Genomic DNA, 15,380 nt, shown 5'->3' with positions numbered 1-15,380 from the left:
ATCTGAAGTGTAATGACTATATTCTATTTTTAATATTAGTATTTCCGTTTTTTAAAAGGAATGTTTTACTGGGTATATATTATTTCTCGTGTAAAACTATTTTATCCATTCCCTGAGTAAGGGCTGTTTATTTTGGGCTATGTGCTCACGTCGAAAAAATATGAGAGCAGGCCCGATAGGGTAGTGGCAGGTATAGAGCTGGCGGACAACGAGATTCATAATTTTAAGCCTGGCCAAAATGAGACGCTGAGGTAAAGGCCATTTGTTTACATATTAAATATCCGTCCGACATTGTTATGGAAACGATGAGTGTTGCTAAGGAGCAAGAACATGAGCCTGTCTGAAAAGTTACAAAAGTTCGTATCAGAAATCAGGGGTACCACCCTGAACCGTTATTACCTGGATATTCCTACCTGCGGCTCCCCGCTAGACGTTGAGGATTTCTTCGGGTCAGAAGGAATGAGCACTCTGTACCGCTATGACATTATTTTCAACAGCCCGGATCAGGATATCAGCCCTGCACAGATGATCGGCCATCCTGGGACGCTGACTATGGGAACCGGGCCTCTGTTCGGTCTGACCGGGTTGAAAGTGGTGCATGGCGTGGTGACGAACTTCAGACGGGTCAGCAAATCAAGAGACCAGTACACCTGGCAGATAACTCTGGAACCCTTTTTGTCACTGCTCGGTAAACAGTTTCGCTCTCATCGCTTCTTTATCAATAAGTCGGTACCCGATGTGGTGAAACAGGTGCTTGGCGAACACGGCCTGAAAGACTGGGAATATGAGTTTATCCTGAAAGGGGAATACCCTAAGCGCGAGCAGATAAACCAGTACCAGGAAAGCGATCTGGCGTTTATCCAGCGCCTGCTCGCCGAAGTGGGGATTTTTTACTTCTTCACCCTTCAGCCAGACACCCAGACCGAAGTGCTGCATATGGCAGATGAACAGAGTGCCTGGCAGTTTAATAAAACCCTGCCGCTGACGGAGCCGTCCGGAACCAGTGATAACGGCGCTGATTCGGTGTGGGATATTAACGTCGAACATAAGGTGGTGCCTGCATCCGTTACTGCCGGTGACTATAACCACCGCGATGCTAACAAAATTCTGCTGACTCCTGCCGCCAGTATAATCCACGGCGATCAGGGGTTGCCAACCTACGGTGATGTGTACCACTACCGTGCACGCCATCTGAGCGCGGGAGATAAATTATCCCCGGCTGCGGAGACGGGTAATTTTTGGGCGCGGCTGGAGCACGAGCGCTACCTGTCCTCCCAGACGGCCATCCGGGGTAAAAGCTCGGACAGTACTCTTAGCCCGGCACAGGTGCTGACCATCAGCGGTGGCAGCCTGCCTGCGTCACTGGAGGACGGGATGGTGATCGTACATGCACACTACACTGCCAGCCGCAAAGATGCCTTGCTGGTCGCCTGGCAGGCGGTACCTTACAGTGAAACCTGCTGCTGGCGGCCGGCGGCGAAACCACGGCCGGTTATCAGCGGAACACTGATGGCGCGCGTTACCAGCGCCAAAGCCCACGACAGCTACGCTCATCTTAATCAGAGCGGACTCTACTGGGTGAAGTTTGACGCCGACCGTGATGATAAAGAGCAGGGCTATGAAAGTATGCCGGTACGCCTGGCCCGGGCCTACGGGGGCGACACCTACGGGATGCACTTTCCGCTTATTCAGGGTACTGAGGTGGCAATCGCCTTCCACGAGGGCGATCCGGATCGGCCCTATATTGCCCATGCGCTGCACAACTCGCGGCACCCGGATCATGTCACCTCGGATAACAACACGCGCAATGTGATTCGTACAGCCGGGCTGAACAAGCTGCGTATGGAGGATAAGCGTGGTGAAGAGCATATCAAGCTCAGTACCGAATACGGCGGCAAGACGCAGCTTAACCTGGGACATAACGTGGATGCGGGCAGGGCGCTGAGGGGGGAAGGGGCGGAGCTGAGAACGGATGACTGGCTGAGTCTGCGCGGTGGTAAAGGGGTGTTTATCAGTGCAGACAGTCAGCCAAAAGCGCAGGGTCTGATGTTGGAAATGAACGCAGCTGTGGCACAGCTCCAAAGTGCCCTTAAGCTGGTGGCATCACTGGCTGAAAGTGCCAGTGTTTCTGGTGTGCTGGATGCCGATACAGCCTCGCAGCAGCAGTTGAGCGCTATGCTCGAACAGCTTAAGGGCGCGGGATTGCTGGCTACTGCCCCGGCAGGAGTCGGTATTGTAACCCCCAAAAATATCCAGCTTTCTGCCGGAAAGACGGTGACGGTAACGGCAGGTAAAAACGTGGATATGACAATCTTTCAAAGGTTCACGGTAGCTAGCGGTGAGGCCATCAGCCTGTTTGCGCAAAAAATGGGTATGAAAATCTATGCTGCATGCGGCAAGGTTGATATTCAGTCACAGACAGATATGATGCAGCTGCGATCAGAAAAGAGTATGCAGATTAATAGTGTTAGCGAAGATATCGTGCTTAATGCCGCTCAGGGAGTAACGCTGACCAGCGGTGGTGCTTATATCAAAATTAAAGATGGCGCGATTGAAATCGGCGCGCCGGGAAAGATAGAGTTGAAGAGTGAGGATATAAAATGGGGAGGTGGTGCAGCATTAGAGCGAGCGCTTGAACCTGCAACTATTCGCGAACCGGAATTCCATAATGCTATGAACGGTCGTTTTCAGGTGATGGATAAGGAAGATGGTGAGCCTAAACCTTATATTTCCTATCGTATTGAGACCGAAGACGGGAAAATAATCCGCGGTGTTACCGATAAAGAGGGATACACTCAGGGACATTACGGTATGGATCCCTCTGCGATAAAATTCTTTTTTGAATAAGCATTCACCTGTTCGCTGTAAATGATCTCATAAAATTTGTTATGTAATAAGCCAGGGAGGCGCTATGAGTGATAACACATCACCTGATGCAGTACATACCCTAAGTAAGAAAGATAACAATACCATCAAAGTCGAACATGAGTCGGCCGAAGCCTGGTTTTGTACAGGAAGTCAGGAAATAATTTTTTTAACAACACAAGCAGCCGCAAACCTTGACAGGCATGCCGGTGAAATGATGACGGTAGTGGATGGGTTTACCCAGGCAAAAGCCCTCTACTCGGAAGCCATTCAGGAGTATGGCGTACTTAACTCACAGATTAGTGAGTCGGCCGGGCTGGCAGTAAAGGAAGCTGAAATTGCGCGTAAAGAAAATATCCTCGCTGAAAAACGTGAGGCGCTACAGGAAATACTGGGTGAATTTGAATCCTCTGGCGCGGGATATGAAGATATTGTTGAGCTTATTCCTATTCGTGAACGTACTAATAAAGGCTCACGCTCGAGGAAAGGAAAACGCTACGCCTATGCGAAAAAAGGCTATATTGACAAGCTCGGTACTGGGGTAAAACATCGGGTAAAATTTAAAGAGTCGCCGGGAGAAAGTATTTTTATCCGCGACAAAAAAAACAATATAAATAAAATCGCGACGGCTAAACTGAAAAAACAGCTTACGACATTACGTACGAATAATGAGTCGGCGAAGTTCTTTTCTAAGGACGATATTTGCGATATCGATAAAACGCTGACCGGATGGGCTGAAAGCTGGAATAACAGCCTGGTGCTGAATGAGGAGTTAGGCCAGCATGTTGATGTCTCTGCTGGCGCACAATTTATGCGCTTTGCTTGCAATATGGGCGCTTCCGGCGGATGGGATCCGCAAAAGGGCGAGCTGGCGTTTAAAGCGGAAGCTCAGGCCAGACTGTCGCTGGCTTCCGGCACCGCCAAAGGAACCTTCTATATTCCCGATCGTATCGGCTGGTCGCTATCTTATCAGTTAGAAAATCAGCCGAAGCCGCTTAATATGGGGATGTTGCGCTGTTATTTTTCTACCTCACTGATTGGTTTCGCCGGGGCATCGGCCCAGCTGGAAGCGCAATTGCAGGTAAAAACCCTCAATGGTAAACAGCTCATCACTGGTGACCGCCAGGCCCGCCTACCGCGCTTTAGTGAGCGTCGAACAACCGGTGCCACTTTCCACAACGCCCGTGAACAAAGCGCAGAAGATAAGGATGGTCTGAGCGCCAGCGGCGAAATTTTCGGTGGTGCTCGCGGAGAAATGAAGATGAGTGGGGGTATACAGTGGCTACAGCCGCCTGACTTAACCACCTGGCAGGGAAAAACTGGCAAGGATGCCAAAAAAGCAGGCCAGTTCGTTGATTTCTGTTCGTTTTCAGAGTCACTGGTGGGCATGGCGGGCGCGGGCATCGGTGGCGCTTTTCAGTGCGATTTTATTAACGGCAGATTCTGCTTCAAAATAGCCGCAAGCCTGTGCCTTGGTGTTGGAGCCAAAGGCAGCCTCGAGGCGGCAGTAGACTACGATAAATTAAAAGATTTTGGCGGTTGGCTGATCTACCAGCTTTACAGCCTGGATTATACTTTTTTTGATGTAGTGACTCCGTGGGCATTTACAGCGTTTACTCAAGTGAGCGTGATGCTGCTCTCGGACTTTAAAGTATCGATTGAATATGGGATGAGAGCCTGTATAGAGAGCGTTCAGACTTTAGATGATATTTACTCAAAATTTATAAATACTATTGATTCAGGTATTGATGCCTCGAAAAAAAGGAATTTAATAGCGAGTAATATATTGTCCACTCCGGGATTCCTTTTGAGTTGTACTCCTGAGTCAAAAGGAATACTACTATATATTCTAACTCGCCATGGCATCATGGATCACTTCGACCGTGATAATCGCGGCGATGAGTTTATTCCGGATATCTACGGTTCACGTAAAGCAGCGATATTAGTTATACTGCACTCTATTCAGACGCAGCGTGAGTGGTTTCAGGTTCTTAGCCGGATTAATGCGAATGGAGAGGATCTGGCGGGCGGTAATTCTGCGCTGAAGTATATGGTGGCGCAGAATAAGATGAACGAGCTACGCCGCTATCTGCAGGAGGGGAGGGATCGGGATAATGAGATGGATAATATCTATCGCGCATTAAAAATTAAGCCCTGCATCGGTTACGCGCTGGCGATGAATAATACCTGGGCCTATCGCCTGGCTCAGGCAGATAATCCTTTTTATACCCGAATGGCCACTTTTTCACCCCTGTCGCTGAACAGTTCTAATTCTAAGGATAATATATGAACAGGACGTTTTTATCCCTGACGATCACCACCGCTTTTTTCCTGCTGTCCGGCTGCGACCAGAATACAGTCGCCACAGATACCGGGCGCAGCCCCGAAGATCACGCCCGGCTGGAACAGTTTATTCAGCAAGTGAAATCACAGCTGATCTTTGTGGAGGGTGGCGAGTTCCTGATGGGAGACTTTGGAGAGCAGTATGGCCGCGACCGTCTGCCCTTTGACAGTCGCCAGGACAGCAAGCCACTGCATCAGGTGGCGCTGACCAGCTATTCGCTGAGTAAGTTTAAGGCCAGCAATCAGCAGTATCAGTTTTACCTGGAGTGGAACGGATTTCCGAAACGAGAATTGGAGGGGGAAAGGAGAAATAGAAAATGGCGTGAAAGAGCCCAAACTAAGGTTACTCCAGCTTATATAGATTGGAATGAAGCTAAAGAGTATTGCGCCTGGCTGGCAAAGATTACTGAACTGCCCTTCTCGTTACCCACTGAGGCGCAGTGGGAATACGCGGCGCGCAGTCGCGGTCAGTATTTCGCTGCGCCTACCGATGACGGAACGTTGCGTATTGAAGGTCGAAAAGGAATTAATGTGGCTACTGGCTATGATCGCAAAGCGTATGCGTCTGAAGCCGGTACCGGCCTTGAGTATAGCTCCCCGACGCCCGGCGATTTTCGTCCACCCAACCCGCTGGGTATCTACGATATGGCGGGCAACGGCTGGGAGTGGGTAAAAGACTGGTACGATCCGGACTACTACAAGCACTCTCCGGTGAAGGATCCGCAGGGCCCTGATAAGCCGGTTTTTAAAGATATTGATGGTCATTATACCCGGGTGCTGCGCAGCCAGGATTTTTCCAGCTGGTGGGGAGGGCTGACTATGACGCGCTTTAACGCCGACCCGGAAAGTCGGCGCTATCCCCCTGTAGATAAAACAGTCCGCTGCGCCGTGAACAGCCCGCAGCCGGTGAAATAAGGAGTCAGCCATGCAAAGGATTTGCATCTTTTTAGTGGCAATGGCCGCAGCAGGCTGCGACCAGAATACAGTCGCCACAGATACCGGGCGCAGCTCCGAAGATCACGCCCGGCTGGAACAGTTTATTCAGCAAGTGAACTCACAGCTGATCTTTGTGGAGGGTGGTGAGTTCCTGATGGGAGACTTTGGTGAGCAGTATGGCCGCGACCGTCTGCCCTTTGACAGCCGCCAGGACAGCAAGCCACTGCATCAGGTGGCGCTGACCAGCTATTCGCTGAGTAAGTTTAAGGCCAGCAATCAGCAGTATCAGTTTTACCTGGCGTGGAACGGCCTTCAGGGGCGCCAGATTGACAGAAAATACTGGACGGACAGGGTTAGCATTCCTGACACACCGGCTCGTGTAGACTGGGGTGAAGCGACAAAGTACTGCACTTGGTTGGCGAAAATTACCGAACTGCCCTTCTCGTTACCCACTGAGGCGCAGTGGGAATACGCGGCGCGCAGTCGAGGTCAGTATTTCACTGCGCCTACCGATGATGGAACTTTGCGCATTGAAGGCAGAAAAGGGAGCAATATTTCTTCAGAAAATGACCGAGAGGATTATGCCAAGAAAATGCTTAACAGCATGGGTGTCTTAGCACCTTTACCGGGGGATTTTAGGCCACCCAACCCGCTGGGAATCTACGATATGGCGGGGAACGGCTGGGAGTGGGTAAAGGACTGGTACGATCCGGACTACTACAAGCGCTCTCCGGTGAAGGATCCGCAGGGCCCTGATAAGCCGGTTTTTAAAGACCTTGATGGTCATTATACCCGCGTGTTACGCGGGTTTAATTACTCCAGCGCCTGGGGAGGGCTGACTATGACGCGCTATAACGCCGATCCTCATAGTAACAGGCATCCACCAACAGATAAAACAGTCCGCTGCGCCGTGAACAGCCCGCAGCCGGTGAAATAAGGAGTCAGCCATGCAAAGGATTTGCATCTTTTTAGTGGCAATGGCCGCAGCAGGCTGCGACCAGAATACAGTCGCCACAGAAACCGGGCACAGCCCCGAAGATTACGCCCGGCTGGAACAGTTTATTCAGCAAGTGAAATCACAGCTGATCTTTGTGGAGGGTGGCGAGTTCCTGATGGGAGACTTTGGTGAGCAGTATGGCCGCGACCGTCTGCCCTTTGACAGTCGCCAGGACAGCAAGCCACTGCATCAGGTGGCGCTGACCAGCTATTCGCTGAGTAAGTTTAAGGCCAGCAATCAGCAGTATCAGTTTTACCTGGAGTGGAACGATATTAAAGGGCGCAGTTTTAAAGGGCGTTTGAGAGCTAAAGACTGGGAAGAACGGGCACAAACCTCAGGTACTCCTGCACATGTGGACTGGAATGAAGCCAGGGAGTATTGCGACTGGCTGGCAAAGATTACCGAACTGCCCTTCTCGTTACCCACTGAGGCGCAGTGGGAATACGCGGCGCGCAGTCGCGGTCAGTATTTCGCTGCACCTACCGATGACGGAACGTTGCGTATTGAAGGTCGAAAAGGAATTAATGTGGCTACTGGCTATGATCGCAAAGCGTATGCGTCTGAAGCCGGTACCGGCCTGGAGTATAGCTCCCCGACGCCCGGCGATTTTCGTCCACCCAACCCGCTGGGTATCTACGATATGGCGGGCAACGGCTGGGAGTGGGTAAAAGACTGGTACGATCCAGACTACTACAAGCACTCTCCGGTGAAGGATCCGCAGGGCCCTGATAAGCCGGTTTTTAAAGATATTGATGGTCATTATACCCGGGTGCTGCGCAGCCAGGATTTTTCCAGCTGGTGGGGAGGGCTGACTATGACGCGCTTTAACGCCGACCCGGAAAGTCAGCTTCATCCCCCAGGAGATAAAACAGTCCGCTGCGCCGTGAACAGCCCGCACCCGGTGAAATAATTAGATCTACTTTTTTATTTATATTTTAATTTCTCTGTTTATATCCGAAAATTTAATCTTATCAATTTAAAGTTTGATGGTTGCGTATATTATCTTAAGGAAAAGGAATGAAAAAGATTTTTAATGTTATTCTTGCTATTGGGATTATTCTGGCTGGTTTGAGTGGTTACCTGTTCTATGATGCAAATAAATTTAAGCAAGAGGCTGTTTATACCGAAGGTGAGGTAACCGAACTACACTTCAAACGTGGAGAAAAGGGTTCGTCGGGGTCATGGGCTCCGGAAGTTACTTTTAACGATAGTAGTGGAAAACAATGGGTTTTCAGATCTTCCGTTAGTAGCAGTAGATATCATGATCTGCTCGGGAAAAGTATTGGCGTAATTTATTCAAGGGATAATCCCGGGGAAGCAATAATTGACGATGCTATAAGCCTCTATGCTATGTCGGCAGTTGTCGGATTTATTTCTGCGGTATTTATGTTGATAGGTTTTATTGGGGTTTTAATAATATTTCGTGGTGGGAATAAAAAAAGACTTAAACATAATGGAAAGCCTGTTCAGGCTGAGATCGTTGATGTTGTTCTAAATGATAGTATCGAAATTAATGGGCGATCACCGTGGCGGATTATCTGCCAGTGGCATGCCCCCCAATCCGAGAGGATATATATATTTAAAAGTGAGAATATTTTCTATGATCCTAGTCCGTACATTAAAAACAATAAAATAACAGTGTATGTCGCACTAAATGATTTTAAAAAATACTATGTCGATCTCTCTGTTCTTCCTGAAAAGGCATAAGCAGTGAAATAATTTTTATCTAAAAGTAAATCGGGGTGGAAAATGGCTGGTGTTATTCGCCTGGGAGATAATACTACTCATGGCGGTACGGTACTGGAAGGAAGTTCTGGAGTAAAATTTATGGGCAAGGAAGTTGCTTGTTTGATGGATAGGGTCTCATGTCCTCTTCACGGAGAAACATTTATTGCTGAAGGTGATGATGTTTTAAAAGTTAACGGAAAGCCAATTGCACTTCACGGACATCGTTGTGGCTGTGGCTGCATCTTAATCACTTCATTGCCTCAGGCTGGGAGAGGGTGATTTATGCCAGTTAACTTGAAACAGATTCCGGGAAAACTATCTCAGCCAGTACCACCGGACAAATACCGCTGGATGATAGTTATTGTTTTAATCACATTAATAGGCTTCGTGATTTCTCTATCCATTTGGCCTAAAAGTAACCCAACACATTCTGGCTGGTTTTGGTTCTGTTCGTTAGTTATACCGCTGTCTGTCGGAGTTATCTGTTTTGCCTTGAAATTATTGCATCACGAAAATGAAAGAGACCGTATTTTTTATTGGAACCAGATTTATCAGGAACAATACGATCAACACGTTACACTTGGCCAACAGGCGGTTGGTTTAATGGGGGTCTCTTATACTACGCCGAATGCCTGTAACAAACTCGCTGCTGCGTTATTACAGGGGAGCAGTCAGCTACACACTTCATACTCATCTGAAGTCCAAAAAGCCATAACCAGCGCAGTACTTCAACCCAGGCCAGCCAGTTTGAATAAAGCAGCATACCAGTCACGCCTGGAGGAAGTGTTGGCTCACGTGATCCGAATGCTTAAACCAGAGTTATCTCAGTTCGTTGATAACCTCACGATACGCATTCGTCACGATGGAATTTTGTCAGATGATGAGATCAAGACCACATGGCTGCGACTGTTTCCGCCGTCATATATTGTTGATGAACTAAAAGTATTGACCGAGGGTAATGGCCTGATGTGGCTCGATGAGTGGCTGGACGATGCTCAGGCAACCTTAGTGATTTCGGTGGAGATAAACCTGTTTCTACAGCCTCGACACCACCAGGCGGAGTCAGTATCAGCAATATTGCTGGCTTCTCCTGGCTGGCTAAGACGCTCTGGGGCTGCGCCGTTGTCACTTATTCATCGCCCGGTGAGTCTGATAGAGGTTAGTGAATCTCTCAGCGATGTTGCTCGCTGGGGAAAATTATCAGCCGGTATACCTTATACGTTCTGGCGCACACAGGTAGAGAGACAGACACTTTCGGATACGCTTCTGGCGATGGATAAACAGGGTTTTCTGCATGGTTGCCAGGGCGATAATGCGCTGGATGATTTATTCGGCATGCCGGGCTCTGCCGTAGGGAATATCGCATTGATTTGCGCCAGTGAACATAGCGTTGCGACCACCCATGCACAGTGGTTGCTAATAGGGGATCAATCGCCCCATATGGCGATTGTACGTCCGGTCTGATAAGGCCTTAAGGGAATATAATGTGAAAAAGGGACTACGGGTCAGTACCTGGATATTTATTATCATTATCGCTGTCATGGCTGCCTGCCTGATTTGGATTAATAATCCGATACTTCAACTGCCCACTCAAGAGAAAAAACTGAAAGTGTCCCTTGTGGTTGCAGGGGGATGCCTGTTTATTCTGCTTTGCGATGATCTTATCGCTCGTCTCTGGCAGTGGCTGATCTCACTGAGTTTTATGCAGCAACTCCGGGAGTTGAGCCGGGGAGAGAAACGTGGTCTGGCCGCCGAAAGTCAAAGCCATGATACCCACCCGACCACCATCACCGAATTAAAACGCGCTATGCAGCGCCAGCATGGCCTTTTCTGGTGGCGCAGGATATCGGTTGTTATGCTGACGGGCGAAGTCGCCGATGTGGAAGGCCTGGCTCCCGGCCTCAGCACCCAGCAGTGGCTGGAAGACAGCGGCACTTTATTGCTATGGGGAGGCAGTACCAGCAGCGCGCCAGACAGCCAGTGGCTTCATGCGCTGCGCAGGCTGCGTCGCCGTCCGGTGGATGCGCTGGTATGGGTAAACCGTGCATTTAGCTCTGCCGGTAAGTTGGGTTTTCAGCCCGCTGAAAGTTCACTCTCGGCAGACGATATGGACAAGCTTGCTCATCATCTGAGCGTCCGTTATACCGCCCTCGGCTGGCGGCTGCCGCTCTACGTCTGGTCGTTGCACTCCGATCAGCAGGCGGGGCAGGTGGTGCCGTCGGCAGGCTGCCTGTTACCGGCTGATGCTACCCCGGAAGACCTTGATGAGCAGCTGGCTATGCTGGCGGATGAACTCACGGAACCAGGAACGCGGCAGGTATGCTCCAGCCCGCACCATCGCTTTCTGCTAGAGCTGAAGAGTTTGCTGTCCGCGCAGCATACCTCGCCGTCGAACATGCTTTCCATCCTGCTCAATCCTTATCGCCCGCTACCGCTGGCCGGAGTTATGTTTAGTCTGCCAGCCCCCGATGCTGCCCGTCAGATAAAGCATCACTGGGGTAAAGATCGCCGCTGGGACGGCCTGCTGCACTCCCTGGAAACTCTGCCATCTGGTCTGCGTGCTCAACGGTTGGGAGTTTCCTGGCAGCGCACTGTGACAATACTGCTGGCAGCCATGATGATGCTGTATACCGCCGGGATGGCGGCCTCATTTATCTCCAACCGGGCGCTGATAAATGAAGGGAAAACGCTGGTCAGTCAGGCTGCCGACGACCGCTTGTCTCCCCAGCCGCGCTTACAGGCGCTACTTGAGCTACAGCAGTTAATCGATCGGTTACAGCATCAGCAGCAGCGGGGGGCAAAGTGGTATACACGCTTCGGCCTTAACCAGCATGATGATCTGCTGGCTGCGCTCTGGCCGCAGTATGGCAACCGGGCGCTGCCGCTGATTCGTGACGCAGCCGCAGACCATCTGCGCCAGCAGTTAACCGCGCTGGTTGCACAGCCAGCGGACAGCCCCAGACGTGAGGCGATGATTAAGCCTGCCTATAATCAGCTGAAAATGTATCTGATGCTGACCCGTCCGCAGAAGATGGATGCGGTGTGGTTTTCGTCGTCGCTGCTGAAAGCCTGGCCGGTAAGGGATGGCGTTAAGGATGGCTACTGGCAGGGAAGCGGTCCGTTACTGCTGAATTTCTATGCCGCTAATTTGCCTCAGCATCCGCACTGGAAGCAGCCATCAGATGAGCGACTGGTGGAGGATACGCGGGCCATTCTGGTTCGTCAGATGGGCGTGCGTAACGGTGAATCATCCCTCTATCAAAAAATGTTAAAGCAGGTGGCGCAACAATATGCTGACCTGCGGCTACAGGATATGGTGGCAGAAACCGATGCCGCCAGGTTGTTTGCCACCGATGAGGTCGTGCCGGGGATGTTCAGCCGTCAGGCGTGGGAAGAAGCGGTGCAGCCAGCGATTGCAAAGGTGGCTGGTGAGCGCCGTGAAGAGCTGGACTGGGTTCTCAGTGACAGTAAGGCTGCCGTCACTGAGGCAATAACGTCAGAGGTTCTGCAACAGCGTCTGGCCGCGCGCTATTTTGCTGATTTCTCCGGCAGCTGGCTGAACTTCCTCAACAGCCTGCAATGGGAAAATGCGCTGACCCTGTCGGATGCAGTCGATCAGCTCACGCTAATGGCCGATATACGCCAGTCACCCCTGGTTGCCCTGATGAATACTCTGAGCGAGCAGGGCCGTACCGGGCAAACCGGAGAGGGGCTGACGGACTCGCTGGTAAAATCTGCTCAGAAACTGTTTAACAAACGCGGCCAGCCCGCCATCGATCGGACTGAAGGGATGCATGGCCCGCTTGACGCCACGTTCGGCCCGCTGCTCGCGCTTGTTGACGGTACGGCTGGTGATCAGCTCAGTCTGCAAACCTATCTCACTCGCGTGACTCAGGTGCGGCTTAAACTACAGCAGGTGCTCAACGCCGCTGATCCCCAGGCGATGACCCGTACGCTGGCGCAGACGGTATTTCAGGGCAAAGCCATTGATCTGACAGAAACGCGCGACTACGGCAGCCTGGTCGCAGCCAGTCTCGGCCAGGAGTGGCACGGCTTTGGTGGGGCGCTGTTTATACGTCCGATGGAGCAGGCCTGGCAGCAGGTATTGACCCCCGCTGCGGATAGCCTGAATGCACAGTGGCAGGCGGCCATCGTCGACGACTGGAACACGGCGTTTGGCGGGCGTTATCCGCTGAAATCCAGCAGCAGTGAGCTCTCCCTGCCACTGCTGGCGCAGTATCTTAATGCGGATAACGGACGTATTGCGCGCTTCCTGCAAACCCGTCTTAACGGTGTGCTACAAAAAGAAGGGAGCCGCTGGGTGGCGGACAGTATCAATGCGCAAGGGCTGACGTTTAACCCGGCATTTATTCGCGCCATGGATACATTGAGCTATATCGCGGATGTGGTGTTCACCAGCGGTTCCGCAGGAATGCATTTTGAAATACGCCCCGGTACCGCAGAGGGGGTGATGCAGACCAGCCTGACCATCGACAGCCAGAAGCTGGTCTACGTCAACCAGATGCCTGCCTGGAAACGTTTCACCTGGCCTGCGGACACCGAAGCGCCGGGAGCGGCACTGAGCTGGATAAGCACACAGGCAGGGACGCGACTTCTGGCTGATATTCCCGGTACCTGGGGCTGGATACGTTTGCTGGATACAGCACAGGTCTCCCCTTATCCAGGGCTGAACAGCAGCTGGCAGTTGAACTGGAACGCCCCGGATGGACGCAAACTTAACTATGTGCTGCGAACCGAGGCCGGTGAAGGGCCGCTGGCTCTGTTGAAGTTACGCAACTTTGTTCTGCCGGAGGCTATTTTCCAGACGACGGCGAGCGTATCAGAACCCTGGATTACGTCCTCTTTAGCTGAAACGGACATCGACTAATCACCTCATCTGGCAGGATCTCTTATGGCCACGCTAAATCAACTAGTTAACGCCTGTGGCGAAGAACAACAGGCGCTGATGCAACTCGCCAGACCATCGCTCGATTTGTGGGCGCGCTGGCTGGAGCCGATATCTGAACAGGAGCCCACCGGAGGAGACATCAGCTATCACGATGACTTCCAGATGATGCGCGAAGAAGTGAATAAACTCTCAGGTATTAATAGCGAGCTGATCTGCTCACTGGCGGAAACCCTGCTGGTTGAAGAGAGTAAGGATATCCGCGTTGTCACTTTCTATATCTGGGCGCGGCTGCAACAGGATGGTGAAGCCGGATTTGCTCAGGGGATCTGTCTGCTGGCTGCACTGCTGGCGCACTATCAGGGGGAGTTGTATCCCCGTCGCGAAAGGCAACGCAAGGCTGCTCTGGAGTGGCTGGCGGGTAGCAAAGTGCTTGATACATTGTCGCTCTATCCGGAGGTCAGCAAACATGACTTCCGTCTGACGGCCGGTGCGCTGGCGCTGCTGGAGCAGGTAACGCAGAGCTGGGATGATGCCGCACAGCCTGATCTGGGTGCACTTTATCGCGCACTGGACACCCGGATGGTGCAGTCTGGCGGCATGGATGCCGTGGTGCCGCAAAATAGCGCCAGCGCTGAGTCACACAAGAAAGTTGCCACCAGTTTTATGGCGTCCAGCTATGACATTACCTCCGGACGTGAGCTGATGGATGAGGCAAAAAAGCTGGCCAGATATCTGCGCAATCAGCCTGATGGCTGGCTTTCCAGTCATCGTCTGATGAAGGGGGTACGGTGGGACACGCTGCACCAATTACCCGCGTTGGATGCGGAGGGCCGCACGCGATTAACCGCACCGAAAGCAGAGTATCGTGCCCAGCTTAAGCGTCTGTATCTGCAACAGAGCTGGCAGGAGCTGCTTGAACTGGCCGATTCCATGTTTGCTGAAAGCGTCAACCATCTCTGGCTCGACTTGCAGTGGTATCAGTGCCAGGCCCTCAGCAAAATGGGGGGCTTGCATGAAAAATGGGCTGAGATTTTGCGTCAGGATCTCCAGGGAATGTTAAGCCGGATGCCGGGATTAGAAGGGCTGTCCTGGAGTGATGGCAGTGCGTTTGCCGATGAAGTGACGCAGAGCTGGATCACGCTTCAGGTCATGGGCAGCGAGGCGGGCTGGAGTGATGAATGGAAAAACAGCACACCGGTAGAAGACGATATTTTATTGCTGGAACCAGAAGCGCTGGAGCAGGCCGATAAAGGCGGCGTTGAGTCAGCGCTGAGTTGGTTGCAAAACCGTCCTGGAGCAACAAGCGTTCGTAGCCGCTGGAAGTTACGTCTGTTGATGGCAAGAGTTGCAGAGCAGCACGGTAAAAACGAACTGGCCGCACACCTGCTTGATGCCCTCGAAATCGATGTGCAGGAACTGACGCTGGAAATGTGGGAGCCGGAACTGGTGTTTGAAGTGAAGGCGCGTTCCCTGCACCTGCTGCGTATCAGGGCGGCACGCAGCGAAAGTGACCGGCAGCGCCTGCAAGAGAAGATGGACAGGCTGGTTAGTGGATTGATTCAGCTTGATCCGGTCAGGGCGGCAGTCTTGTGCGGGTAAAGC

General features: G+C 51.7%; 10 protein-coding genes. All 10 read left to right on the top strand.

The genetic code is table 11. The features are described from left to right. Positions 1–330 precede the first annotated feature (330 nt). The 10 genes from GN242_RS19050 (at position 331) to tssA (ending at position 15,377) form a co-directional block, all read left to right on the top strand. Positions 331–2,847 (top strand): type VI secretion system Vgr family protein, encoded by a 2,517-nt coding sequence (locus GN242_RS19050; protein ID WP_156288032.1) that lies wholly within the window; start codon positions 331–333, stop codon positions 2,845–2,847. Between the two features lie 64 nt (positions 2,848–2,911). Beyond that, on the top strand, positions 2,912–5,155 hold the full coding sequence (locus GN242_RS19045) for an ATPase (protein WP_156288031.1): 2,244 nt from the start codon (positions 2,912–2,914) through the stop codon (positions 5,153–5,155). After that, a complete protein-coding gene (locus tag GN242_RS19040; RefSeq protein WP_156288030.1) occupies positions 5,152–6,123 on the top strand; it encodes a formylglycine-generating enzyme family protein in 972 nt (323 codons plus the stop codon). Before GN242_RS19045 ends, GN242_RS19040 begins: the two co-directional genes overlap by 4 nt. Positions 6,124–6,133: 10 nt before the next feature. After that, on the top strand, positions 6,134–7,081 hold the full coding sequence (locus tag GN242_RS19035; RefSeq protein ID WP_156288029.1) for a formylglycine-generating enzyme family protein: 948 nt from the start codon (positions 6,134–6,136) through the stop codon (positions 7,079–7,081). Positions 7,082–7,091: 10 nt separating this feature from the next. Further along, the gene (locus tag GN242_RS19030; RefSeq protein ID WP_231617113.1) at positions 7,092–8,051 is read left to right on the top strand and encodes a formylglycine-generating enzyme family protein; all 960 of its coding nucleotides are present in this window, start codon (positions 7,092–7,094) and stop codon (positions 8,049–8,051) included. 107 nt (positions 8,052–8,158) lie between these two features. Then, entirely contained in the window at positions 8,159–8,848 is a 690-nt protein-coding gene (locus GN242_RS19025; RefSeq protein ID WP_156288028.1) for a DUF3592 domain-containing protein, read from the top strand. 42 nt (positions 8,849–8,890) lie between these two features. Then, positions 8,891–9,148, top strand: a complete 258-nt coding sequence (locus GN242_RS19020; RefSeq protein ID WP_156288027.1) for a PAAR domain-containing protein — start codon at positions 8,891–8,893, stop codon at positions 9,146–9,148. Between the two features lie 3 nt (positions 9,149–9,151). After that, positions 9,152–10,333 (top strand): KPHS_23130 family T6SS system protein, encoded by a 1,182-nt coding sequence (locus GN242_RS19015; RefSeq protein WP_156288026.1) that lies wholly within the window; start codon positions 9,152–9,154, stop codon positions 10,331–10,333. Positions 10,334–10,409: 76 nt separating this feature from the next. After that, positions 10,410–13,757, top strand: a complete 3,348-nt coding sequence (locus GN242_RS19010) for an ImcF-related family protein (RefSeq protein WP_156288333.1) — start codon at positions 10,410–10,412, stop codon at positions 13,755–13,757. 24 nt (positions 13,758–13,781) lie between these two features. Continuing rightward, positions 13,782–15,377 carry a type VI secretion system protein TssA gene (gene tssA / locus GN242_RS19005; RefSeq protein WP_156288025.1) on the top strand — a complete coding sequence of 532 codons (1,596 nt, stop codon included), beginning with the start codon at positions 13,782–13,784 and terminating at the stop codon, positions 15,375–15,377. The last annotated feature ends 3 nt before the right edge of the window (positions 15,378–15,380 follow it).

Source organism: Erwinia sorbitola (assembly GCF_009738185.1).
GTDB classification, from domain to species: Bacteria; Pseudomonadota; Gammaproteobacteria; order Enterobacterales; family Enterobacteriaceae; genus Erwinia; species Erwinia sorbitola.
Note: the sequence above shows the minus strand (reverse complement) of the source record. Positions and strands in the feature narration are given on the sequence as shown.